Below are 23,485 nucleotides of genomic sequence, written 5' to 3' on the forward strand. Positions count from 1 at the left end.
CAGTTTTGCTGCTTATCTACTATACACTATTCTAGCTCTTCAAGTTTTGATATAGCACTTTCTATGTTTTCTAAGATTTGTCTTAGATCATTAATAGTACTATCAATGGCTGCTATACTTGATTTTTCCTGTAAATTTTTGTTAAGAGCCATTTCAATTGATGATACTTTATATCCATGATTTTTTATCATATCTTTAGCATTTTGTAATATTTGCAGTATTTTTTTGCTATAAAGACGTCTATTGTTGTGGCGCATTGGTGCTAAAGATGGTATTTTTTTTTCCCAAGAGCGTATTACATGTTGTTTTATTTCTGTTATTTGCTCCACTTCGCCAATAGTATAAAACATTTTTTCTTTAATTTTGACCATTATTTATATATCTGTGAAGTGTTTTAGATGGTTTGAATGCAATTGTTTTACGTGCTTGCATTTTTATTTTTTCCATAGTGCTTAGGTTTACAACTTTTTTTTCTGGTGCTGTTTTATATTTGAATGTACCAAAATTTTTGATATTCAGCTTGCCAGAATGCATAGTTTCATTAATTATTTCCTGTAGAGTTACATTGATAAATTTTATAGCCATATTCATTGGCACTCCTGTAGTTTTTGACAGAGCTTTGGCTAGCTTTTTACGTGAGCCACTCATTATGGTATGTAATGTTGTTGGAGAAGTAGTTTCTTAATGTTTGATATGGCTTTTGCTGGGTGTAAGTTTTTAGGGCAAGCTTCAACACAGTTCATAATACCATAGCATCTAAATAATCTAAAGGCATCATTTAAGCTATCTAACCTTTCTTTTCTGTTTTCATCTCTACTATCTGCTATCCATCTATATGCATTAAGCAGAGCAGATGGTCCTAAGTATTTTTCGCTTTTCCACCAATAGCTTGGACAACTTGTTGAACAGCAAGCACATAAAATACACTCATACAATCCATCAAGTTTTTTCCTATCTTCTGGGCTTTGTAGTTGTTCTTTATTTCTTTCTGTTGGTGTTTCAGATTGTATCCATGGTTTGATCATTGCATACTGAGCATAGAAATGAGTTAGATCAGGAATTAAATCTCTTATAACTTCAAGGTGTGGTAAGGGCAGTATCTTTATATTTTCTTTAAATGTAGATACTGGTGTTATGCATGCTAGTCTATTTCTGCCATTAATGTTGACTGCGCATGATCCACAAATACCTTCCCTGCAGGATTTACGGAATGCTAGTGTTGGATCTATCTCAGCCTTAATTTTATCTAGTACATCTAAGACCATAGGGCTACATTTGTCCATATCAATATTGTATAAATATATGTGTGGACTGTCCTTGGAATCAGGGCTCCATCTATAAATTTCAATAACTTTTGGTTTTTTAGCATTAATAGCTGCGGTATTAACAACTTTCTTTCCTTGTATTTTCGATTCTTTGGGTAAAAAAAATTTAACCATTTATACTGCAGAATAACCATTATTGATAATTAACTGATGTTGCATAATTTTTGTCAAATGTCAACCCTGTGTTATGGTTACAGGAAGTTTTCCTGTGTATAAAAGCATAAATGACAAGATTATTAACCAAATAAAAGCAATTGGTAGTAATTTTTTCCAACATAATTTCATTAGTTGATCATACCTATACCTAGGCAGAGCAGCTCTTATCCAAATAAAACAGAAAAGAATTATGGCCACTTTGAGTGATAGCCATACAATACCAGGAATATTATATAAAAATTTTATATTGCAAGGTGGATACCATCCACCTAGGAACAGTAAAGCCATAGTTGTGCTAGTTAATATCATGTTGGCATATTCACCTAGAAAAAACATGCCGAATGGCATAGATGAATATTCAATGGTATAACCTGCCATTAGCTCTGATTCAGCTTCTGGTAGGTCAAAAGGATGTCTTTTGGTTTCTGCTAAGATGGTTATAAAAAATATTACTGCCATTGGGAGTAATGCAAGTTTTATCCAAATAGGTAACATTTGATTATGTTCTACTATTTCTGCCAAGTTCAAACTGCCAGCACAAAGTATAGTGGATGATATAGTTGTGCTCATTAACAGTTCATAAGATATCATTTGTGCAGCAGCACGCATCCCACCTAAGAAGGAATATTTAGAATTACTGGCCCATCCAGCAACTATTATACCATAAACCCCTAGAGATGAACTGGCCATTAAGTAAAGCACTCCAACGTTGATGTCTGCTACTGCATATGCCTTATAACTATATTTTTGCATTGTAATATCAAATGGTATTACAGCCCATCCAGCCAAAGACAACCAAAAGGTTATTATAGGTGCTATTATAAAACCAAATTTTTTTATATTGGCTGGTATAATAAATTGTTTAGTGGCTAATTTAATTGCATCAGCAATTGGTTGCAAAAGTCCAAATGGACCAACAATATTAGGTCCAACCCTTAGTTGCATAAACCCTATTATTTTGCGTTCTGCATATATTAAATATGCTACACAAATTAGAACAATTGCTAATAGTGCTATAATTTGTAGAAGCGTTAGAAGAACATTATGCATTTTATGGCAAATATATTATTACTCTCATATTATTTTCTAAGATTATTTTTTATTTTCAAGCAATGGATTATTTTTTCTAAAAATTTTATTGGTTAAAAAACTTTTCATTATTTTATTTTAATATTTGTCTAATTGTTGAATTTAGATTTTAGTAGTGTCAATAGCAAATAGTAAGAATTTTTTTCTGCATATGCTAAATAATCAAGCATTAAATTATGGTATTGTGCTAGATGAATCATATGGTAGTAAAAATTGGAATAAGCAAGCTGTAAAGCAATTAATATTGTTAAGGGATTTTTATATTTTTCTTTATGAAAATTTGTCAACATATGATTCATCCATAAGAAATGATCTTAGAAATGGTATTTATTTAGTTAGGCAAATGATTAACTATCAATCTGCAACTATGCAAATGTTAGACATAATTAAGATGTCAAACAATGTAATTTCATCATCATCACTGCCATTTGACTATGCTAATATTAGATATAATGCATTAATAAATAAGTGTGATACATTGCCAGATTTTAGTCATAATGATGTAGGTGCAGCAGAAAAGATTTTATTGAGTCTTAATGCTAGATTGTATTGTTATTTAAGCTCTATTAAATGGAATGAGCATGATAGCAGTTTAAGTCCTTTATTTAGAAATTTTAATTTTATTAAGGAAAATGTATTAAATATTTCTAATAATTTGCTACCATTAATGTACAGAAATATTCTTGAGACTAGGCATCATATGCAACAAAGTGTTTCTGAGGCAACTTCTTGTGTGTTTGGTAAATTTGCCAGCTTGGTTGAAAGTGAGATGTTGCAACATAGCATCCCAATAGATTCAAAACTATGGGAAGAATCAGCTATTAAGAAATCTCTTACTGGTTTAAAGACTTTAATAGATTGTTTAGATTCTCTGTATGATCAGTTTGAGCATAATTTTCAGGGTTCTGGTAGTGTCAAGCTTTATGACAGAATTATGTCTGTTAGAATGAGGTTAGCTGAATTAGCATCATATTACAGTAATTTATGTTCAGCAATTATGGGAGTAGCTTGGTCCAGTGATTTGCATGCTATGAATACTGATAATGCTGGCACAATGCAAATGAAGCATGAATTGTATAGAGAGCAAATTCGTGCATATCAGAGTGTTTTATCTAAGTTTGAGAGTTTTGATATTTGTGCCATAAGAGATGAAATATTTGATTTGAATATACAGATTATCTCTAATATTGAGAGTGGTGCTGTTACTCCTAGATGCTTAAGTAGATCTCCTATTTTAAGTTATATGGATGTTAAGAATTTAGATCTAGACATAGATATGATGACCAGAATAGACATCATCACTGATGAGCTAGTGTATAAAATGTTTTTGAATAATGTAGACAGTGATATGTCTAGGATCTTTATTAAAGATGCATTGTGTATTTTTGCTCATTCTGATGAGTTGATTGGTTCAGCAAATGATATTGGGCGTATTTGCTCTGCTAGAATGAAATCTTCTTTATCTAGGTTGACTGAAGGTATTTACAGAGAATCTAGTAGAGAATTGCAAAGTTACAATCTTGACAAGGGTGATAGAGGTGTTGATTTAGATATTGAATTTAGCAAAAGATCTATAAATAGATATAGTGGGATATAGCATTGATCAATGTAATATAGTTTATTAATAAAAGTTTATAGTGATGCTATTATTATAGCCTGAACTACAGTGTAATATTAGAGCTAAAATTTTGATTATCACAATAGATTGTGCTTGTTTATAAAATATAGCTCAAACATGATATAAAGAGTTAGCTAGTTCCTTCATTTTGTTATTCAAAGATAAATTTTTCAATTTCAGTAGATATTTTTTGATTTACTTGGTGTTTAATTGCATTATATGCAGTTAATATTGCATGACTAGAAGCAAATGCATCAGCTGAGCCATGGCTTTTTACTACAATATTGTCTATGCCTAATAATAGGCCACCATTAAATATTCTGTGATCTGCTTTGCTATTCAATTTCTTAAACAGGTTTTTGGCCATGTAAAGCCCTATTTTTGTACGTAAAGATGCTCTAGACTCTTCTTGTACAATGGTGTTTTTTAGGAAATGAGCAACTCCTTCCATGGTTTTTATAGTGATGTTTCCAGAAAAACCATCTGTAACTACAACATCTATATCACCTAAAAATATATTGTTAGGCTCTATATATCCCATAAAATTTAACTTGTTTACTTCGTTTTTCAGCATTTGCGCTGCACGCTTTATTTCTGGTTTTCCTTTTGCAGCTTCTGAACCTATGTTCAGCAAGGCAATTGATGGTAATTGTTTATTTAATACAATTTTAGCATATGAATTACCCATGATAGCAAGTTGCGACATTACTTCAGCATCACATGTTATGTTTGCACCAACATCTAGTATAATGAATGGTTTTTTTAGAGATGGTATTACTGCTGCCATGGCCGGTCTGTCAATATTTTTTAATGTGCCAATAAATGCTTTGGCCATCACCATTAATGCACCAGTGTTTCCTGGTGAGACTATACCATCTGTTTCTCCATTTTTGGCAGCATTTAAGGCTAGTCGCATGCTAGAATCTGCATATGAGCGTAATACTGAGCTTGGCTTTACATCATTTGGCACAATGTTTGTTGTAGGTATTGTAACACTAGATTGTGCAAGAATGGGAAATTGAGAAAGAGCTTTATTTATAGTGTTAATTTCCCCATAAAAATTAAAAAATACATCATTGTGATTTTTTAAGAAAATGTCAGCTCCTTCAATAATAGGCAATGCACCATAATCACCTCCCATGACATCTATAGATAATTTTATTTTACTATGCATTAAAAAGCCATACTACTGGCTATCCCCATTTTCATCATCTGTATTTTTATTTTTAGAAATAATTTGCCATCCTTTGTAATAGCCATCTAATGATACACGGTGAGGTAAAGTTATTTCACCTGTAGTACTGTTAAATCCATAAAATACAGGTTTTAATCCTTTATTTGCTCTGCGCATATTACGTTTTGATTTAGATGTTTTTCGTTTTGGTACGGCCATAAACAAATATATTATGAATTAAGCTATAGCAATATTTTATTTTTTTTTTTAGATAAGTCAACAAAATGTTAAGCATAGTATGCTCTATAGACCTTCTAGAATTAGTTTTTTTATCTCTTTTTCAACAATATTTTTCACTAAATCTGGCAGATTATCATTTATCCAATTAGCTAAATATGGCTTAATAGCTTCAATGACAAGATCTTCAATTGTAGTACCTTTATGGATCTTTTTATTGCGCTTATTGTTTATGGTGCGCAAAAGACTGCCTATTTCATTTACCGTTTCTTTTGCACTATTGGTTGATATGATAGAGCTATCATTAGAAGAATTTGCATTAGATTTAGGATGGTTTTTAGCAATACTAGATCTGTTGCCTGCTGTTTGCTGATAGCTATTGACCATATCATTATGACTGATTTGATTATCATCATAAAAAATATTATCTATACTAGAATCATTTATGTTGCTATCATTGTGATTGCCTGTAGATTGCTGCTTAATGCCACTAACTGGCTCAGTTAGTTCAAGAATATCTGAGCCAGAATTTTTTTGGTTATTAGCAGGTACTGTACTGCGTATGCTTTTAAAAATATCAGCCATGTTTTAATATTTTAGCAATATTTATTTTTATAATACGTGGCAAAAATCTATAAGTAAAGCAAAAGATCTGCACAAAGACACAAAATTATTGGTTTATTTGTGCAGTAATTATTTGCATTTTACCTAACCAGTAATTTAAACAGTAGTTAGCTATTAGTGTTTGTTTTGTCATTTGTTGTTACTATGCCAAGCCTCTCAAAGGTTAATAATCCACATGATGATAATAATCTGTATGCAGATAGAAAATATTCTGTGTTTGCATTTAGTAAGTTTAGTTTTTCTGACAGCAAATCTCTTTCAGATTTTAGCAAGTCAGTTACGGTATTGTATTGTAATTCATATGACTCTGCTACTGCATCTCTGGTAGTTTGTGCTGCAGAAAGAGACTCTTCAGCTGCTTCAATAAATGCTTTATTTATTTGCACTCCATCTGTGTTTGACTTAACTTTTTCTTTCATATCACTTACTGCCTCTATATGATTATGAAATGCTTTACTAGAGTTTAGTTTGGCCTGTTTAATTTGTGCATACCCTTGAAAGCCATTTTGGAAAATTGGGACATCTAAAGATGCCATAACAGATGATGAGGTAATAGGTGGCACACCACTGCTTTTAAAACTATCAATATTTTGTTTTAGATTAAAAGATAAATTAAGAGTTGGCAGCACAGATGATTTGGCTGAGTATAGTTTATATCTTGCCAATAATTCATTTGATTTAGCAATTCTCACAGATACACTGTTGTGTTGAGCAATATCAACTGCTTCATTATATGATAATGGCATTGGCGGCAGGTTTGTTGGTGGTTTGATTGATTTGTTTGGATTAACGCCTATAATGTGTATATAAACTGCCTCAGCTTCTGATAATTTGTTTTTTGTTTTAATTGTATCTGCTTTTGAAGCAGCTAATTGTTGCTTGGCTTTAGCTAGGTCTACCTTATTTAATTTACCTAGCTCAGATTTTTGTTGTGCAATGTCATAGTGTTTTAGCATTAAATTTAAGGTATCAGTGCTAATTTCGTAAGTTTTGTAGGCCTTGATATATTGTATATAAGCTAGTGCAGCATTTAATAAAGTTTCGGCTTCAGCCTGTACGAGAGTAGCTTCTGCAAATTCTTTTAATGCTTTTGATGCTTTTAATTCATGAACTTTGCCACCACCAAGTGGTATTGAGTAGTTTGCATTAAAGTTTATTGAATTTGTTTTCTCAAATCCTTGTCTAAAGTCAATATAATTGCTAGTGGCTGATATTGAAGCATTTGGTAGCATTTGATAAATTCCTTTTTCTGCTTCTACAACAGTTTGTTTATAATTAGCATATGCAGATTTAAATTTGCTGTTATTTTGATATGCATCCAACAATGCATCATTGATGCAGTAAGCATGTGCATTAACAAAATAGCTGAGTAATATGGCTGTTAGTGTTAGCTTTTTTAACATGATCTATCCTATTTTTTATAAATTTTTCCTATATAAAAACCAATTGATAATATAATGGCAATTATTGGGCTCATTTTAAAAGATTTTGCACACTCCTTAGATGACTTAAGGTTGGTGCATAAAGCTTGCACATATAGCATATAAGCAACAATTATGCAAGATAAATAGAAGATATAATTTAACTTCATAGCAATTCCCAATAATATAACAGTTAATAAGAACATGCTATAAAGGTTGTAGATGAATTTTTCAAATGATTCTGTTATTTTTGTTGCTGCTGAGTTTACTCCTATTATTTTGTCATCTTTAGCATCTTGTTGACCATATATTGCACCAATGCCTGCTTGCCACATTGAGCATGCACAATACATTGCAAGAGACATGGGGGTTATTTTGTTGGTTACTGCAGTAAAACCAACTAATACACCAATGCTTATAGTAAAACCTAAGAATATTTCTGGTAATTTCATAAATCGTTTGCTTAATGGATAAATACATGAAAGTAAAAAACCAATCATGGCAATAATTTGCGATAATTGGTTTAACTTTAGAAATACTAATAATCCAATAAACAGAAGCACTGCAGCTAATGTGCAAGCTTCTATTTTGTTTATTTCCTTTGCAGCTAATGGTCTTTTTTTTGTTCGTTCTACTTTGCCATCAATATTAATATCACATAAATCATTTATTATACAGCATGCTGGTCTCATTATTAGTGCACCAATTGTAAACATTAAATTCCAATATAAATATTGTTTAGTGCTTTCAAATGCTATTGCTACACCTAGCCAGCATGGTGAAGCTATCAGAAAAACGCCAGTTAAGCTGTGTATTCTGGTAAGTCTAGCATATTTGTTTTTAACTATGGCTTGGATATTAATCATTTATATTATATTTTTTATGTGTTATGCAGTTAGTTACATTTTTGATAAATTCATCAATGTTTTTAGTGGTGGTTTTATCAGATCCCAATATACGATATGATATATTATGCTCTTTTTTTTCTTTTTCCCCAATTATTAATAACAATGGTACCTTTTCCATTATATATTTTCTGATTTTATAATTAATTTTATTTGCTGATGTATCAATAGCACTGTGCAAACCTTGATCTATAAGTTTTTGGTGTATTTCTTGTGCATACTGCTCAGATTCATTTGTTATGGTCAGCACTGCAATTTGCAATGGTGCAAGCCATAATGGCATTTTACCTGAATGTTCTTCCAGAAGAATGCCAATAAATCTTTCAAACGTACCTAAAATAGCACGGTGTAGCATAATAGGATGTTGTTTCTCACCTTTTTCATTTACATAATAAGCATTTAATCTTTCAGGAAGTACCAAATCAACTTGCAGTGTACCACACTGCCAATCTCTATCTAGTGCATCTTTAAGTACAAATTCTAACTTTGGTCCATAGAAAGCACCTTCACCTTTGTTAATAGTATACTCTAGATTCATTTTGTCTATAGTATTGCGTAATGCATCCTCTGCTTTATTCCACGTATCATTGCTTCCAGCTCTTTTTTCAGGTCTATCAGCAAATTTGATATGCACTTTGTGAAAACCAAAATCTTTATATACTTCAAGCAGCAAGTCACAAAAGTTTTTTATTTCACTATTCATTTGTTCCATGGTGCAAAATATATGTGCATCATCTTGCACAAAACCTCTGACACGCATAAGTCCATGTAGTGATCCTGATGGTTCATTTCTGTGGCATGTGCCAAACTCTGCCATTCTGATTGGCAAATCACGATAGCTTACAGTTTTGTGATTGAAGATTTGCACATGGCATGGGCAATTCATTGGTTTTAGTGCCATATCAGCTTTTTCTGACTTGGTGAGTAGCATGTGTTCTTGGAATTTTTCCCAATGACCCGATTTCTCCCATAAATGTTTATTTACAATGATTGGTGTTTTTACTTCTTCATAGTTGTTTGCTATTAATTTTTGTCTTATATAAGATTCTATGGTTTTATAAATAGTATAACCCTTAGTGTGCCAAAATACTTGACCAACTGCATCTTCTTGGAAATGGAATAAGTCTAATGCTATTCCTAGTTTTCTATGATCTCTTTTAACCACTTCCTCAAGGAATTTTAAGTATGAATCAAGTTTTTTTTGACTAAACCATGCAGTACCATATATTCTCTGAAGCATTGGCTTGTTGTGATCTCCTTGCCAATAAGCACCAGCTAGCTTAAGTAATTTAAATGCTTTAATTCCCCCTGTGCTAGGTAGGTGTGGCCCCTTGCAGAGATCAAAAAATTCACCTTGTGTAAAAAGACTGATTTGCTCTTCTGGATTTAGGTTTTTGATGATTTCTAATTTGTAGGTTGCATTTTTTTCTGTAAATAGCTGCACAGCTTCATTTTTAGATATTATTTTAGGTTTTATAGCTTCATTTTTAGATATTATCTTATGCATTTCATTTTCTATTTTTAGCAAGTCATTTGGCTCTAATGTATAAGGCATATCAAAATCATAGTAGAAACCATCTTTTATGGTTGGTCCAATAGCTAATTTTGCATTAGAGAATAATTTTAATACAGCTTCTGCCATAACATGAGCAGTGCTGTGTCGCATAATTTTAAGTGCTTCCGAGTCATCTTCAGTAATTATATGGATTTTTGCATCTGAATATATTGGTTTCAGCAAGCTACTTATTTCACCATTGATAGCTATAGCTACAGCTTTTTTTGCAAGTGATTTACTTATAGATAATGCAATATCAGCACCATTTATTCCAGACTTGGTGGTAATTTTCCCATCCTTTAGTTCAATGTTTATCATTTTATGATCCTATTTTAATTTTTTTAAGCTTAATTCATGTTGTGATAACAGGCAGTAGCTGAAATTTTAATACAGTAATATGTATGTTCGGGTGGTATTAAGGGGTTTTGGATGGGTTCTTAAATTTTTTATTAAATTATTGTTGATATTATTTATTAATATAATAAACATTTATTTATTTTCAAGGATTTAATGACTTTTTAGATATTTTATTAAAATCAATAAAATTTTCAATATTTTTAGCAACTTGTAATATAATTTTTTCATTAAAGTGTTTTGCCATTATTTGCAACCCAAGAGGTCGGTTGTTTTTTGTAAGAGCCACAGGGATTGATATAGCAGGTAGGCAAGCCATATTTGCTGGTGTTGTTAGTAAATCACCTTGATATATAGTAAGTTCATCCATTTGATCAGCAATGCCAAATGCTGGTGTGGGTGCTGTTGGTGAAATTATGCAATCAACCTCTTTAAATACATTATGGAAGTCTTGTGCTAAAATTTGTCGTACTGCCTGAGCACGCTTATATTTTTTGGTTTTAAGCTCCGATCTAAGAATCATGCCACCTAATAAAAGCCTATGCCGCACCTCACGGCCAAAATTTTTAGTTCTGGTGTGAGTATAGAGCTCATCTATAGATTTAATATTTTTTGTATCTGATATTGTGCCATATCTAATTCCATCATATCTTGCTAGATTGGAGATAGCCTCAACTGCAGAAGTAATATAGTATATTAATAGAGAATTTGTAATATTTGGTATGCTAACTTCTTTTATTATAGCACCATTATCTGATAATATTTTTATTGCTTTATTTATTGCTGTGTCTATTTCTGCATTTAATTTCATGTCTTGAAAATACTGTTTTGGCATGCCTATTTTCAACCCTTTAACACCATTGTCTATATTGCACAAGTAATCATCTATTTTAACGTTGAATGAGGTTGAGTCTTTATGGTCAAAGCCAGCAATAGCGCCAAGCACTATTGCTACATCTTCAACGCTACGTGATAAAATTCCTGGGCAATCCAGTGAACTACCAAATGCAATCATTCCCCATCTTGAGCATCTTCCATATGTAGGCTTTAAGCCAACTATACCACACAGAGATGATGGCTGTCTTACTGAGCCACCAGTATCACTGCCAAGTGCTACTGGTACACTAAAATTTGAGACTGCAGCAGCTGAGCCACCAGATGATCCACCTGGTACTATTTTAATTCCAGTTAGTTTTGACCATGGATTAATAGTGCGACCAAATATGGAGTGCTCAGTTGTAGAGCCCATGGCAAATTCATCCATATTCATTTTTCCAGCAAATATTGCACCATAATTCCACAGTCTTTGAGTTGTGGTTGACTCATAAGGAGGAATGAATCCTTCTAATGTTTTTGAGCATGCAGTAGTTTTAATATTTTTTGTGCAGAATAGATCTTTTACTCCAACTAAAACACCATCAAGAGGTAGCATTTTGCCATTTGCTATTCTCTCATCTGTATTTTTAGCTTGCTTCATTGTTTTCTCAATGTCAAGGTAGACAAAGGCATTATGTTCATTTCTTTGTGCAATAGCTAGCTGATTTTCAGCTAGCTCTGTTGCAGAAAAATCTTTATTTTTTAAGCCTAAAATAGTTTCCTTAACACCAAGATGACATAGCTTCATACATTCTAAGATAATTTACTTAATATAAGTACTATATAATTAAACATAATTTAGTCAAGTATGTGAATTGTGTTGATTAAATTTTATTAAAATTTTTATTTTTAATAAAAAGCTGTTAGTATTTTTTGTTTTGTGTTTTAAAATAAAAATATTTGTATTGCTGACTTTAGTGGTTGATTCACAGATGCTCACATGTTATTTTGATTGCAGTTGTTCCACATGTTATCTTTATAACTGAATTGGATTGTGCACTTAATGTCTGGAATTAAACTTACTGGAACTGGCTCATATCTGCCTGTAAATCGTTTTGATAACTGCAGTAAGATTTTCAAAACATTGGAAACTAGTGATGAATGGATTGTGAGCCATACTGGCATAAAATATAGACACATTGCTAATGCACAGGAAACTACTGAGTATATGGCAATAGAGGCTGCACGCAGTGCATTAGATTCAGCAGATATTGTCCCTAAAGATGTTGATCTTATAGTAGTTGCAACTACAACTAACTCTGGTGTATTTCCTGCTTGTGCAGTTTATGTGCAGAATTCTTTGGGGTGTACATGTCCAGCATTTGATGTGCAGGCTGTATGTGCAGGTTTTATATTTGCTGTTTCATTGGTGGTTGCATATATTAATGCTGGTATTTTTAAAAATGTATTAGTTATAGGATCTGAGAGAATGTCCAGTATAATTGATTGGAATGATCGTACAACCTGTGTATTGTTTGGTGATGGTGCTGGTGCTGTTTTGTTTCAATGTACAAAGAGCATTGATTCAAATTTTTTTTTAGATATACATTCTGATGGAGCTTTGTCTGACATATTATATACACCAATAAAAAATAATTTTGTTGGTAAGCTAGCCATGAATGGCGGAGCTGTTTTTAGGCATGCAGTAGAAAAATTATCATCTTCTTTATTGGATGTGCTTGACAATGCTAATAAGAAGATTGAGGATGTTGATTGGTTTGTGCCCCATCAAGCTAATGTTAGAATTATAGATTCAGTGCGTAATAGAGTTAAGTTGCCATTGGAAAAATGTATTGTAACTGTAGCAGAGCATGCAAATACTTCTGCTGCATCAATACCATTGGCACTTGATTATGCCAATAAGGCAAATTTTTTCCATAGAGGAGATACAATAGCATGTTCTGCAATAGGTGGAGGTTTGTCTTGGGGTTCATTACTTTTTGAGTGGTAGCATGAATATTTTACATATTACTAGAAGTATATTATACAGCTCATTGCAAGAGATGTTATCAGATGGTTTATTGTCATTAGGTGTTGCTGAAACAGATATTTTGATTGAGCCAACCAAAGAAGTTATGCATGGTGATTTTGCAACCAATATTGCTTTTTTACTTGCTAAAATTAATCATAAAAAACCATTAGATATTGCTAGGATGTTTGCTGATAAGCTATGTAGTAACCATGCATTTGTGAAAGTTGAAGCTGCAATACCAGGATTTGTGAATATGTTTTTTTCATCAATATTTTTGTCAAAATCTATTTCTACTATTAATGACAATGCTACAGATTTTGATTCAGTTGCACAAGGAGATCTGGGTGATTTGAATATGGAGTTTGTATCTGCCAATCCAACTGGACCAATGCATGTAGGTCATGCACGTGGTGCAATAATAGGTGATATCTTATCTAATGTTTATTCTAAGTTGGGATATAATGTTACAAAGGAATTTTATATAAATGATGCAGGGTCTCAAATTGATAGTTTGTCTAGGTCTATTTATATTAGATATATGGAGCTTATGGGTGAGGATGTTAGTGGTCTTGTATATGAATATCCAGGTGATTATATAGTTGATATTGCAACAATACTTAAGAATAGGCACTCTAGATCATTGCTTAGCATGGATGCATCAATAAGAAATAGTTTAATCACAAAGATTGCATTGCAACACATTATGCAAGGTATAAAAGATGATTTAAAGCTGCTAAGAGTTGATCATGATGTGTTTGTCTCAGAGACAGATTTGCGTGCTAAAGGATTAGTGGAAAAGGTAGTTGGATTTCTGCAAGAGAAAGATTTAGTTTATCATGGTACAACTAATGCACCAAAAGGCAAGATGCTTGATGATTGGAAGCCAAATGAATGCCTGCTTTTCAATTCTTCAGATTTTGGTGATTCTGAGGATAGATCTTTGCAAAAGGCTGATGGTAGCTGGACTTATTTTGCAGTTGATATAGCATATCATTTCTATAAATATGAAAGAGGTTTCAATAAAATGGTTGTTGGCCTTGGGAAGGATCATGATGGCTATGTTAAAAGAATTTCTGCTGCTGTTAAGGCTATTTCTAATGACAATGTACAATTGAGCATTGTGTTTCATAATATAGTAAACTTTTATGATAATGGTATTGCTGTAAAGATGTCAAAAAGAAGTGGGAAGATTTTACGCATTGGAGATGTTGTTGCAGAAGTTGGTTGTGATATTGTTAGATTTAATATGGTGTCAATTGATTCTGCTCAGATTTTGAATTTTGATTTCCAAAAAGTTAAAGAGCAGTCTAAAGATAACCAACTATTTTACATACAGTATGCACATGCACGATGTACATCAGCAATAGCAATTATACAAGATATGTTTCCTAATATAAAAATTAGCAATGCAAATTTAGGATTGTTAGCCAACAATAAAGAAATGGTTCTAATGCGTTTAATGGCATTATGGGAATATACATTAAATGTAGTTGCCAATAAATGTGCACCACATTATATCTGTATTTATTTGAATAATGTTGCTACAGCTTTACATGCACTTTGGAATGCTGGCAAAGATGATGATAGTTTACGTTTTGCTGTAAAGAATGATGAAGATATTAGCAGTGCTAGACTTGCGCTTGTGATGGCTACTAGAACACTTTTAGCATCAGGACTTAAAGTTTTAGGTATAGAACCAATGAATTCAATGTAGAGAGGATCTATGAAGAGTTTATTACTTTTATTTATTGTTTTTTTGTGCACAGGGTGTTCTTATAATATAGGTGTAAATAATGCTAATTCTGGTGAATTGAATGCAGAAATTAGTGAGATTCAAATAGCTGGAGTTGCAGACAATATGGAAGCTGCTGCTAAAGATTTTTTTATTACTGAGGATTATGAAAAAGCATCAGCAATCTATTCTCAGCTTGTGAGCATGAGTCCTGATAATAAAAATTATAGATTTATGCTGGCTGATGCTAAAAGATTAGCTGGTGATTTTGATGCTGCTTTGCTGCACTATCAGTGTCTGGTAGATGATCCAATATTTGCTAGCCAAGCAATAGAGGGTAGAGTTTTGTCATTTACTCAAAAGGGCGATTTTTTACATGCTGTTGATGCTGCTGTTGAGAATCCAAAAATAATAGACAATAGCTGGAAAATTTTAAATGCAATTGGTATTGCATATGCATCTATAAATAAAATGGAAGAAGCTAATCTTTATTATAACAGAGCATTGGACATTGGTGGCAATCATCCATGCATTATGAACAACATAGCCTTATCTAGAGTGTTGTCTGGTGATACCGATAGGGGAATAGAAGAATTTGAGTATATTTTGCGTGAGCATACAATGAGTGATAAATTAAGAAAGCAAGTAAGCTTGAATTTAGCACTTGCTTATGGCATGGGGGGCAAATTTGACAAAGCTGAAGAGATGGCTGGTAAATATTTATCTGGTCGTGAGCTTTATAATAATATGGGCATATACTCTCTTATGGCATCTGATGAGAAATTAGCACGTGTTTTCTTGAATAAAGCCCTAAATCAGAGCATTATTCACTATGATAAGGCCTGGGTTAACCTCCATAATTTAGAGAATGGCCTATAAATAGATTATTAATCCAAAACATCTTAGCACTTAAAAAGTGCTGATGATAATATTAGTGTGTTAGTACATATTTAATATAACAGGTTTTTTCATTGACAGAGAGGTCATATTTTTTGTTGTTAGATTTTAAACATTCTTCAGTAGCATCATCACCTTTTACGCCTATTATTCTTCCTCTATCTGCACGTTTGTTATCTAATTTATTGTCAATACTATTTGCTTCAGATGGTGTGAGAGCTGAGTTTAATGGATCCATGTTTAAGGTTGGTTCTGCTATATATATTACATTTTTCTTTTCATCAGAATCATAAGCTATGTGCAGTATTGCAGAATCATTTAGTACAGATGGTGCAATATTGGTATTGCGTTCTGGTATGGTATTTTTATTGGTTAATGGTGTAATATCATATGGTGTAAGTTGTGCGGTATATAAATGACACCAAGTTGCATATGACTCTACTATAGCATCATTGAATCCAGCTGTTGCTGATGTTTCATCATTTGATATTCTACCATTACCATTACCATTGAGACCATCAGTGCCACCAGTTAGGTTGCATATATCAGTTCCCCATGAAATTGCATCTGGGAAGTCGCCTGGTTTAAATCCATAGCTTAATTGAAAAGTGTATATTGATGATTCAACGTTAAGTAGTTGTGATATAGCAGATTGTATTCTTGCTTGTTGTATTAGTACCTTACTGGCAGTTATGATAGTTGTTAACAGGCCAAGAATTGTTAATACAACTACTAATTCTACTATACTTAGAGCAGTTTTATTTTTATATGTCATAATTATTAATCCAAGGTTATTATATTGATTAATAATTATATTTTTAATTTGTTAAAGATATCTAAAGTTATTTTTTGTTAAGTTAAAATAACTTATAATTTAATGATAGTGGTGGGTGATGACAGATTCGAACTGCCGACCCTCTCGGTGTAAACGAGACACTCTACCAGCTGAGCTAATCACCCTTTAGACAAACATCATAGTAAAATAAACATAGATAATCAAGAATTGTTAGATGTATTATAAAAATAAGTTGTTTTTTGTTGTATGATTGTTATTCAGGATATTTAAGATTTAATTGTTGTTGTTTTGAATTTTGTATTTCTAAATTGTCTACAGTAGTATAATCAGGTGAGTTGTATGCTGAGTATTTAATGTGTTTTAGTATGTTATATTTTTGCGGTACTGATCCATGTAAGTTTTGTTTTTGTGTTGAATATACATAGCTGAAATTTTCCAAGGCATTTATTAAGCTTGCTTCATTGCTGCTGTTATGGCCAACAACCTCTGTTTCTATTGTGCCAGATTTGCTGTCTTTTATACTATAGTGATCATTTAATGTTTTTTTGATATCTTTGCAGATTTGTTTGATTGCTTGCATTGGTTTTTTGTTGTTTATATCTTTTACTTTCATGTTAGCTATTTTATCTACATCATGAAGCTTTAGCGTGATGTGTGGTAATGGCTTTCTTTCAGCAGCAGATCTTTCAACTATGGCTCTTAGGACATACACTGCTTCATAAACACCAGTACCCAATCCTTTTAATATAATTCTTTGAGTGGGATGTGATTTCTGTAAATTTGTATGCTCAAAAACTCCATTTACAATATCATTTAGACAATCATGATGCATGTTGCCAAGTATGTTTGTTCTTATATCTGGATTTCGACTTACCGCACAATATTGTAATGGAGCTTTGCTTGATGATAATAATCTGGATGCAAATAATAAAGAATCATTTTCATTTTCTAGATCAGGGAAGTCGAGAAATAATGGACCATGTTGTAATGGTTTATTGTGGATTTGATAAACACCATACCTACTAATGTCCCCAGGTGTATAGTGAGTAACATATTGTGCACCAAGTGATGATCCATAGCATTTACCTATATATATGTCACGCTTATATTGTTCTGCAAATATTTTTTTTCTGCCATGTATTTTATATGGCCCTTGTTCATTATTAAGTGCAGACCACTCATCCCTTTCTTCCTTATTCCCATATTTGGTAATAAAATTGTGGAAATCACTGAACATCTTCTTCCTCATTTCCATGTTTGATAGTAAAATTGTGGAAATCACTGAACATTTTTGATGGAGGTATATTTGTATTTGTGTTGCTAAATAGTAGTAAATGTGCAATCTTGGACAGGATTTTTATTTTCATTGGAATTGTGGTTTACATGTAATAGGTTAAATAAGTATCTAGCATTTAATGATTTAGGTTTTGTTAATGGTGTTTTTAGTAACTACAGAGCAATCATATTGCAAGTAATTGTTCAAGTATTAAGCGATTTTTTGGTATTTGCTTATTGTTTGGTTGTAGTATTTGCTTAGTGATAAAATATCTCAGCATAATTAAGGTTTCTTTGATATTATCAGCATCAGCTTCTATGCCTTGGAGTATTACTGGATATGTAAAAAGTTTATCCTTGTATGGCCTACCAAATTTTTCTGTAACTGCACACCCAGATTTAGGTGATATATATTTTAATCCTGTTGTTGAACCACTAACTGCACACTTATCTAGGCTTAATGCATATCCAGAGTCTTTTAGTAAAATTATCTCAAAATTACAATAATTTACCAATTGCTTATAGTAATCATGATCATTGTCTATATTACTGTTTAGTATTTGTTTTATACTTTTGTATAAAGAATCTCTGTGAATATTTTGCTCTACAATTGTTGTATTTAGTATATCTATTAATGCATTGAGCAAAATAATGCCATGGTAATTTTGTATAATGTTATGGATTGCAGATTGTTTTTGTTCATGTAAAGCAAAGATTAAGTTTTTTGTATTGTTGCGCCATTGTATATTGATTAGACTGCCTATTTGGGCAGTGTTATGATTTTTTTTGCTAAATCTAATTACAAATGATCTCATGCCATTGTTTGCAGTAAATACTTTTATAATTTTTTTGTTGTCAGCATATTTTACAATATTAATAATCAGTCCTTCATCCTCAATGAACATTTATTAGCTAGGATTAAGTAGAATATCTATTGCTTTATCAAGCTGCATTATTCTTGCACCTTTTATCAAAATATTATCATTGTTTTGTATTATGTTAGCTAAACCATTTGCCATATCTTCAGCATTATTGAATATTTTATGCACAATATTTTTTGGGATATATTTTTTAAATTTTTTACCTACTAGATATACTAAATCAACATTGTTTATATATTCTCCAATCATGCTGTATGCTGTTGATTCAAATTGACCAAATTCACTTAAATTGCTAATAACCAAAATTTTCCTTCCCTTTTTAACAGCTGCCATATTGCATAGTGTCTTAATACCATTTACTATTGATTCTGGGCCTGTGTTATATGATTCATCTATTATATTAGCAATGCCATTGGGTAATTTTTTTATAAAAAGAGTTCCTCTGCCAATTGTTGGTTGGAATTTATGTATTGCAAATAGTATTGGCTCAAGATTTAGGTTTTGTGCTTCTGCAACTGCAAGTAGAGCTAGTGAATTCATTGCTATTGACTCATTTAGTGTTGCTGTTTGATATGATATTTCCTTGTTGAACAACCTTACTCTAACTAGCATGTTATTTATGTCTACAGGTTTCAGTGAGATAATTTGTATATCGTTATGCATGGCAAAGCCATATGTTATAAGTTTTTTAACTTTTGGATGTAGTTTTGCTATTTCTATAGTTTTTTTTATGCTATAGCCAAATTCACCAATTATTGCAATACCTTCTTCACTAAGATGATTGAATACTTCTGCTTTTGTGCATGCAATATCATCTGCTGTCTTAAAGTTTTCTCCATGTGTAATTCCAACTCCAGTAATAATTGCAATATCTGGTTTTACTAGCTTGCTTTTACTGTCTATTTCACCTGCACTGCTCATGGCTGTTTCAATTACACTGTATTTAGTATCCAAGGGATTGTTGGCTATAGTTAATGGCAAACCAATATGGTTATTTAAATTGTCTTTTGTTGCATATACTTTTATATTGCTGGCTGCTAAAGATTCTTTTAGCATGTTTTTTGTAGTAGTTTTGCCAAAACTACCAGTTACAGCAATGAATTTTCCTTTATTTAGCTGTCTATGATATTGTGCAAAATTTTGCAACATAGTAAAACAATTGTTTGTTACAATCATTGGAGTTGTAATTTCTGGATTTTTTTTATCAATAATAACTGCCGATGCACCATTTTCAATGGCTTGCTGAGCATAATCAGATCCATTAAAATTAGAACCCTTTAGAGCAATAAAAATTTCATTGGACTGTATTGTTCTGCTATCTATTGATATACCGCTAAAATTTATATTTTTTTTTATATTAAATAGTGTTGAATCATTGAAAATAGGATTGTCAGTTGCAATGGTAAAAATTAAATTATTATTTCTCATCTTTTTCTATTTTCTGTGTGCTTGAGTTTTTATAATATATATTGTCAACTAGTAATGTTATTTTTTCTGGACTAACTTTTTCAATATAATTGTCATTGATTGATATTAAAGGAGCATCAATACAGGCACCAAGACACTGTGTTTTTGTTATTGTAAACATTTTATCTTTAGTTGTTTGACCAGCTTTTATATTTAATTTTTTTTCGCAAGCAGTTACTATATTTGCTGAGCCATTGAGCCAGCATGGCATGGTAGAGCATATTTTTATATGGTGCCTGCCAACTTCTTTGTCATTGTACATAGAATAAAAACTTACAAGTTCATAAACTTTGTTATAATGCATTTCTAGTATTGATGCCACATGCTTTATGGCAGATTTAGACAGCCAACCATTATTTTGTTTTTGTGCTATATGTAGTAATGGCATTACTGCACTTTTTTTATTGCATTTAGGATATCTTTCGATTATTTCAGTCACTTTTTTTGCATTAGATTCATTGAAGGAAAACTCATCTTCTTCTTTAGACATATTACAAAATTTTATTATGCTGATTATGCATACAGAATAATTTATTCTTATTGTTTTGACTATTAATATTTGTTGGTTTGATTTTTGTTGTTTTGAGATAGCAGGGTAAACTATTTTTTGTTAAACATAAATGTTAACAATTATTGATTTCTTATTGTATTGTAATTTATTTTTTTATTGCTACAGTTTTTATCCTATTCTTTCTACCCAGCATAATTATTATGTTTGATTGTGGGATTTTAAGGAATTTTGATATGATTTTTATCATAGCATTGTTTGCTTGATTGTTTGTTGGTACTGCTGTTGTATGTACTATCATTGTATTTTTGTCTATAGATGAGACTTTATTTATTTTTGCATTAGGTTTTAAATGAACTGTTATTATATTTTGACTTGTCATTATATTCTTTTGCTAGTAGTTTTTTTAATCTTTGAAAGTCTTCGCCAGCGTGATATGATGATCTAACTAGTGGACCAGATGCAACCATTTTAAATCCTTTTGATAGTGCCATAATTTTATAGTCATCAAACTCACTAGGAGTTACATATCTATCAATAGGCCAATGATATTTTGTTGGTTGTAAGTACTGTCCAATAGTTAAAAAATCAATTTTTGCTGCTCGCATATCATCCATAGTTTGTGATATTTCCTCAACTGTTTCTCCCATGCCTACCATTATACCAGATTTTGTTGGCATACATGGATTAATATTTTTTACCTCACGTAGAATATAGAGTGAATGAAAGTATCTTGCACTTGGCCTGATAAGTGGATGTAATCGTGGTATAGTTTCTATGTTGTGATTATAAATATCAGGTGAAGCTTTAACTACAACTTTTAAAGCATTGTCTTTGTTGCGGAAATCTGGTGTTAGAATTTCTATAGTGGTGTTAGGATTTGCTAATCTGATAGCTTTAATGCATTTGGCAAAATGTTCTGCACCACCATCATTAAGATCATCTCTATCAACGGATGTTATTACAACATGGTTTAAATTCATTGCAGCAATTGCTTGTGATAGTCTTTTTGGTTCATTTGGTGATAGAGTGTTTGGAACACCAGTGTTGACATTGCAAAATGCACAAGATCTTGTGCATATTGCTCCCATTATCATAAAGGAGGCATGTTTTTTGTGCCAACATTCAGTGATATTAGGGCACAATGCCTCTTCACATATAGTTGGAACTTTGTATCCTTGAACAATTGACTTAGTTTCAGAGAATTTTTGTTTGTGTGATATTCTAATTTTTAACCATTCTGGTTTATGTATTATATGAGTATTTTTTGGTAGGTTCTTGTGTTTGTATACCATTTCCGAATGTTTTCTGGTATTTTGATTGTCGGACATTTAACGAATACCACTTTTTGTTTATGCTAAAATTTTACTCACATTTTGTAAATATTTAACTATGCATTATATTTTTATTTTGCTCATTAGTATAAACTATGCAGTTAATTGCAATTGATTACATTATTCTGTATAGGTTTCTAGTATATAGTTGTTGCCTATTATCTTAGTATTTTAAATACTGTAATTTGTAACTAGAGATTTGTTTGTAATTGTTTAATTTATTGTTAGTGCAAATTAATACTTTGTGTAACACAAAATGATAACACCTTGATAGATGATATTCATAGAAATAACAACAATTATATACATTGCAGGATACATGCTTTTAAATAAATTAATTTTATTAATATAGTTTATAATTAAACATCCTTGATATAACACTGAAATATATAGCATAATGCAACTAGTATACAGACCTAGGATGGAAAAATGGGAAGAGTGAGCCCTAGTTGGATTTTATTCACATGCTTTTTGCTGGCTCTCATTAAAGAGTTTGTAGTTCTCCTTTAGTTGCCCAGAATCTTTGGACAACTAACTCAAACGATATCCTCAAAGCCATGCAGGTATGGACTCAATGCTTCCTCTTCAATGAAGATTTTCTGCACTTGATTAAATTGCTCTAGAGAATATTCAATTTGGACTAAGGCAGATCCAACCAATTTATTGCCAATTTTCATGCTTTCCTAGCTAAAAGAAAATACAGATACAAGATAAGGTGGTGCCATGCTCTGCACGATATGATAAACTTCTTTGACTGATCAATGACTTTTCTCCAGCAGCATTTTATACTATGCCATCTGCAGGTGATACATTCTTTTGTCTACTTCCTTCTCCACAGTCCTTTAGTGGCAGCAGAATAAGATGTTGTCTTGTAATCAATTAATGTAGCAAACTTAGGACTATAAAAATCAATTCTTCCTGTATGATGGAATTTCTCATCCTCATATTTGATGAAGAATTTTTTCTCGGCATCTGGGTCTACAAATATCCCATCTAAGTGGGGAAATTTCTTGATTTGCTTATGGGCAGCCATGGACATTTTTGGATGGGTTTTTAGTTCCTCAGTCTTCACACTGGTTCTAATCCTGTTGCTTCAGCTTCTTAATATGCTAAGATTTATTATACTAATAGTATACTGATTTGTTGCTTATTTTTACATAGTATATTTTTGTAGTGATTGCTATATGCTGGTTGTATTTGTTGTTAGTGTTTTTATTATATTAAAATAATTTATAATTATAATCATAATTATACTAAATTTTTTTAGCACATAAAATGTATAATAATCA

Annotated in this window: 25 protein-coding genes and 1 tRNA gene; 4 read left to right on the top strand and 22 right to left on the bottom strand. The window is 31.7% G+C overall.

Features of this window, described 5'->3' with window-relative positions; genetic code table 11:
* Nucleotides 1–26 precede the first annotated feature (26 nt).
* From AABI72_RS04740 to nuoH, 4 genes are read right to left on the bottom strand one after another with little or no spacing between them, the layout of a single operon-like run.
* Complete coding sequence (locus AABI72_RS04740; protein WP_338364927.1) at nucleotides 27–371, bottom strand: MerR family transcriptional regulator; 345 nt, start codon at nucleotides 369–371, stop codon at nucleotides 27–29.
* Nucleotides 358–648 (bottom strand): HU family DNA-binding protein, encoded by a 291-nt coding sequence (locus AABI72_RS04745; RefSeq protein WP_338364929.1) that lies wholly within the window; start codon nucleotides 646–648, stop codon nucleotides 358–360. The genes AABI72_RS04740 and AABI72_RS04745 overlap by 14 nt, the downstream gene beginning before the upstream one ends.
* Nucleotides 648–1,439 (bottom strand): succinate dehydrogenase iron-sulfur subunit, encoded by a 792-nt coding sequence (locus AABI72_RS04750; RefSeq protein ID WP_338364932.1) that lies wholly within the window; start codon nucleotides 1,437–1,439, stop codon nucleotides 648–650. Before AABI72_RS04750 ends, AABI72_RS04745 begins: the two co-directional genes overlap by 1 nt.
* Before the next feature lie 60 nt (nucleotides 1,440–1,499).
* On the bottom strand, nucleotides 1,500–2,531 hold the full coding sequence (gene nuoH / locus AABI72_RS04755; RefSeq protein ID WP_338364933.1) for an NADH-quinone oxidoreductase subunit NuoH: 1,032 nt from the start codon (nucleotides 2,529–2,531) through the stop codon (nucleotides 1,500–1,502).
* 154 nt (nucleotides 2,532–2,685) lie between these two features.
* Here nuoH and AABI72_RS04760 point away from each other — a divergent pair, with 154 nt between their 5' ends.
* Nucleotides 2,686–4,167, top strand: coding sequence for a hypothetical protein (locus AABI72_RS04760; RefSeq protein WP_338364935.1), 1,482 nt, complete (start codon nucleotides 2,686–2,688; stop codon nucleotides 4,165–4,167).
* A gap of 172 nt (nucleotides 4,168–4,339) precedes the next feature.
* Here AABI72_RS04760 and plsX read toward each other — a convergent pair whose 3' ends face one another.
* The 7 genes from plsX to gatA all read right to left on the bottom strand — a co-directional run bounded on the left by plsX (nucleotide 4,340) and on the right by gatA (nucleotide 12,082).
* Nucleotides 4,340–5,362, bottom strand: a complete 1,023-nt coding sequence (gene plsX, locus AABI72_RS04765) for a phosphate acyltransferase PlsX (RefSeq protein WP_338364937.1) — start codon at nucleotides 5,360–5,362, stop codon at nucleotides 4,340–4,342.
* 12 nt (nucleotides 5,363–5,374) lie between these two features.
* On the bottom strand, nucleotides 5,375–5,581 hold the full coding sequence (rpmF, locus tag AABI72_RS04770) for a 50S ribosomal protein L32 (protein ID WP_338364939.1): 207 nt from the start codon (nucleotides 5,579–5,581) through the stop codon (nucleotides 5,375–5,377).
* An 84-nt stretch (nucleotides 5,582–5,665) separates the two neighbouring features.
* On the bottom strand, nucleotides 5,666–6,184 hold the full coding sequence (locus tag AABI72_RS04775; RefSeq protein ID WP_338364940.1) for a DUF2497 domain-containing protein: 519 nt from the start codon (nucleotides 6,182–6,184) through the stop codon (nucleotides 5,666–5,668).
* A gap of 146 nt (nucleotides 6,185–6,330) precedes the next feature.
* Nucleotides 6,331–7,626, bottom strand: a complete 1,296-nt coding sequence (locus AABI72_RS04780) for a TolC family protein (RefSeq protein WP_338364942.1) — start codon at nucleotides 7,624–7,626, stop codon at nucleotides 6,331–6,333.
* An 8-nt stretch (nucleotides 7,627–7,634) separates the two neighbouring features.
* Nucleotides 7,635–8,510, bottom strand: coding sequence for a 4-hydroxybenzoate octaprenyltransferase (locus AABI72_RS04785; RefSeq protein ID WP_338364944.1), 876 nt, complete (start codon nucleotides 8,508–8,510; stop codon nucleotides 7,635–7,637).
* Complete coding sequence (thrS, locus tag AABI72_RS04790; protein ID WP_338364946.1) at nucleotides 8,503–10,422, bottom strand: threonine--tRNA ligase; 1,920 nt, start codon at nucleotides 10,420–10,422, stop codon at nucleotides 8,503–8,505. The genes AABI72_RS04785 and thrS overlap by 8 nt, the downstream gene beginning before the upstream one ends.
* A gap of 181 nt (nucleotides 10,423–10,603) precedes the next feature.
* Entirely contained in the window at nucleotides 10,604–12,082 is a 1,479-nt protein-coding gene (gene gatA / locus AABI72_RS04795; protein ID WP_338364948.1) for an Asp-tRNA(Asn)/Glu-tRNA(Gln) amidotransferase subunit GatA, read from the bottom strand.
* 255 nt (nucleotides 12,083–12,337) lie between these two features.
* Between gatA and AABI72_RS04800 the strand changes: the two genes are divergently transcribed.
* The 3 genes from AABI72_RS04800 to AABI72_RS04810 are packed head-to-tail and all read left to right on the top strand — an operon-like array spanning nucleotide 12,338 to nucleotide 15,917.
* Nucleotides 12,338–13,285 (top strand): beta-ketoacyl-ACP synthase III, encoded by a 948-nt coding sequence (locus AABI72_RS04800; protein WP_338364950.1) that lies wholly within the window; start codon nucleotides 12,338–12,340, stop codon nucleotides 13,283–13,285.
* A gap of 1 nt (nucleotide 13,286) precedes the next feature.
* Nucleotides 13,287–15,020 carry an arginine--tRNA ligase gene (argS, locus tag AABI72_RS04805; RefSeq protein ID WP_338364952.1) on the top strand — a complete coding sequence of 578 codons (1,734 nt, stop codon included), beginning with the start codon at nucleotides 13,287–13,289 and terminating at the stop codon, nucleotides 15,018–15,020.
* A gap of 9 nt (nucleotides 15,021–15,029) precedes the next feature.
* Nucleotides 15,030–15,917 (top strand): tetratricopeptide repeat protein, encoded by an 888-nt coding sequence (locus AABI72_RS04810; protein WP_338364954.1) that lies wholly within the window; start codon nucleotides 15,030–15,032, stop codon nucleotides 15,915–15,917.
* A 52-nt stretch (nucleotides 15,918–15,969) separates the two neighbouring features.
* On the opposite strand, the gene AABI72_RS04815 is transcribed toward AABI72_RS04810, so the two are convergent.
* The 11 genes from AABI72_RS04815 to AABI72_RS04865 all read right to left on the bottom strand — a co-directional run bounded on the left by AABI72_RS04815 (nucleotide 15,970) and on the right by AABI72_RS04865 (nucleotide 23,268).
* Complete coding sequence (locus tag AABI72_RS04815; protein WP_338364956.1) at nucleotides 15,970–16,710, bottom strand: hypothetical protein; 741 nt, start codon at nucleotides 16,708–16,710, stop codon at nucleotides 15,970–15,972.
* A gap of 109 nt (nucleotides 16,711–16,819) precedes the next feature.
* Nucleotides 16,820–16,895, bottom strand: a tRNA-Val gene (locus AABI72_RS04820).
* Nucleotides 16,896–16,984: 89 nt separating this feature from the next.
* A complete protein-coding gene (locus tag AABI72_RS04825; RefSeq protein WP_338364958.1) occupies nucleotides 16,985–17,968 on the bottom strand; it encodes a hypothetical protein in 984 nt (327 codons plus the stop codon).
* On the bottom strand, nucleotides 17,958–18,098 hold the full coding sequence (locus AABI72_RS04830) for a hypothetical protein (RefSeq protein WP_338364960.1): 141 nt from the start codon (nucleotides 18,096–18,098) through the stop codon (nucleotides 17,958–17,960). The genes AABI72_RS04825 and AABI72_RS04830 overlap by 11 nt, the downstream gene beginning before the upstream one ends.
* 93 nt (nucleotides 18,099–18,191) lie before the next feature.
* On the bottom strand, nucleotides 18,192–18,911 hold the full coding sequence (gene recO, locus AABI72_RS04835; protein ID WP_338364962.1) for a DNA repair protein RecO: 720 nt from the start codon (nucleotides 18,909–18,911) through the stop codon (nucleotides 18,192–18,194).
* A 3-nt stretch (nucleotides 18,912–18,914) separates the two neighbouring features.
* Nucleotides 18,915–20,315, bottom strand: coding sequence for a UDP-N-acetylmuramoyl-tripeptide--D-alanyl-D-alanine ligase (locus AABI72_RS04840; protein ID WP_338364963.1), 1,401 nt, complete (start codon nucleotides 20,313–20,315; stop codon nucleotides 18,915–18,917).
* Nucleotides 20,305–20,844, bottom strand: coding sequence for an NADH-quinone oxidoreductase subunit NuoE (gene nuoE, locus AABI72_RS04845; protein ID WP_338364964.1), 540 nt, complete (start codon nucleotides 20,842–20,844; stop codon nucleotides 20,305–20,307). Before nuoE ends, AABI72_RS04840 begins: the two co-directional genes overlap by 11 nt.
* A 166-nt stretch (nucleotides 20,845–21,010) precedes the next feature.
* Nucleotides 21,011–21,244, bottom strand: coding sequence for a DUF167 domain-containing protein (locus AABI72_RS04850; protein ID WP_338364965.1), 234 nt, complete (start codon nucleotides 21,242–21,244; stop codon nucleotides 21,011–21,013).
* On the bottom strand, nucleotides 21,204–22,157 hold the full coding sequence (gene lipA / locus AABI72_RS04855) for a lipoyl synthase (RefSeq protein ID WP_338364973.1): 954 nt from the start codon (nucleotides 22,155–22,157) through the stop codon (nucleotides 21,204–21,206). The genes AABI72_RS04850 and lipA overlap by 41 nt, the downstream gene beginning before the upstream one ends.
* A gap of 575 nt (nucleotides 22,158–22,732) precedes the next feature.
* The gene (locus AABI72_RS04860; RefSeq protein WP_338364966.1) at nucleotides 22,733–22,873 is read right to left on the bottom strand and encodes a hypothetical protein; all 141 of its coding nucleotides are present in this window, start codon (nucleotides 22,871–22,873) and stop codon (nucleotides 22,733–22,735) included.
* 143 nt (nucleotides 22,874–23,016) lie between these two features.
* Nucleotides 23,017–23,268 (bottom strand): hypothetical protein, encoded by a 252-nt coding sequence (locus AABI72_RS04865; RefSeq protein ID WP_338364968.1) that lies wholly within the window; start codon nucleotides 23,266–23,268, stop codon nucleotides 23,017–23,019.
* Nucleotides 23,269–23,485: the final 217 nt, after the last annotated feature.

Origin of the sequence: Candidatus Xenohaliotis californiensis (genome assembly GCF_963930935.1) — a bacterium.
GTDB classification, from domain to species: Bacteria; Pseudomonadota; Alphaproteobacteria; order Rickettsiales; family CAWVOK01; genus Xenohaliotis; species Xenohaliotis californiensis.

Coding starts and splice junctions, on each gene's coding strand:
- AABI72_RS04740 (WP_338364927.1), bottom strand. CDS start 371: ATGGTCAAAATTAAAGAAAAAATGTTTTATACTATTGGCGAAGTGGAG.
- AABI72_RS04745 (WP_338364929.1), bottom strand. CDS start 648: ATGAGTGGCTCACGTAAAAAGCTAGCCAAAGCTCTGTCAAAAACTACA.
- AABI72_RS04750 (WP_338364932.1), bottom strand. CDS start 1,439: ATGGTTAAATTTTTTTTACCCAAAGAATCGAAAATACAAGGAAAGAAA.
- nuoH (WP_338364933.1), bottom strand. CDS start 2,531: ATGCATAATGTTCTTCTAACGCTTCTACAAATTATAGCACTATTAGCA.
- plsX (WP_338364937.1), bottom strand. CDS start 5,362: ATGCATAGTAAAATAAAATTATCTATAGATGTCATGGGAGGTGATTAT.
- rpmF (WP_338364939.1), bottom strand. CDS start 5,581: ATGGCCGTACCAAAACGAAAAACATCTAAATCAAAACGTAATATGCGC.
- AABI72_RS04775 (WP_338364940.1), bottom strand. CDS start 6,184: ATGGCTGATATTTTTAAAAGCATACGCAGTACAGTACCTGCTAATAAC.
- AABI72_RS04780 (WP_338364942.1), bottom strand. CDS start 7,626: ATGTTAAAAAAGCTAACACTAACAGCCATATTACTCAGCTATTTTGTT.
- AABI72_RS04785 (WP_338364944.1), bottom strand. CDS start 8,510: ATGATTAATATCCAAGCCATAGTTAAAAACAAATATGCTAGACTTACC.
- thrS (WP_338364946.1), bottom strand. CDS start 10,422: ATGATAAACATTGAACTAAAGGATGGGAAAATTACCACCAAGTCTGGA.
- gatA (WP_338364948.1), bottom strand. CDS start 12,082: ATGAAGCTATGTCATCTTGGTGTTAAGGAAACTATTTTAGGCTTAAAA.
- AABI72_RS04800 (WP_338364950.1), top strand. CDS start 12,338: ATGTCTGGAATTAAACTTACTGGAACTGGCTCATATCTGCCTGTAAAT.
- argS (WP_338364952.1), top strand. CDS start 13,287: ATGAATATTTTACATATTACTAGAAGTATATTATACAGCTCATTGCAA.
- AABI72_RS04810 (WP_338364954.1), top strand. CDS start 15,030: ATGAAGAGTTTATTACTTTTATTTATTGTTTTTTTGTGCACAGGGTGT.
- AABI72_RS04815 (WP_338364956.1), bottom strand. CDS start 16,710: ATGACATATAAAAATAAAACTGCTCTAAGTATAGTAGAATTAGTAGTT.
- AABI72_RS04825 (WP_338364958.1), bottom strand. CDS start 17,968: ATGTTCAGTGATTTCCACAATTTTATTACCAAATATGGGAATAAGGAA.
- AABI72_RS04830 (WP_338364960.1), bottom strand. CDS start 18,098: ATGAAAATAAAAATCCTGTCCAAGATTGCACATTTACTACTATTTAGC.
- recO (WP_338364962.1), bottom strand. CDS start 18,911: ATGTTCATTGAGGATGAAGGACTGATTATTAATATTGTAAAATATGCT.
- AABI72_RS04840 (WP_338364963.1), bottom strand. CDS start 20,315: ATGAGAAATAATAATTTAATTTTTACCATTGCAACTGACAATCCTATT.
- nuoE (WP_338364964.1), bottom strand. CDS start 20,844: ATGTCTAAAGAAGAAGATGAGTTTTCCTTCAATGAATCTAATGCAAAA.
- AABI72_RS04850 (WP_338364965.1), bottom strand. CDS start 21,244: ATGACAAGTCAAAATATAATAACAGTTCATTTAAAACCTAATGCAAAA.
- lipA (WP_338364973.1), bottom strand. CDS start 22,157: ATGGTATACAAACACAAGAACCTACCAAAAAATACTCATATAATACAT.
- AABI72_RS04860 (WP_338364966.1), bottom strand. CDS start 22,873: ATGAAAATTGGCAATAAATTGGTTGGATCTGCCTTAGTCCAAATTGAA.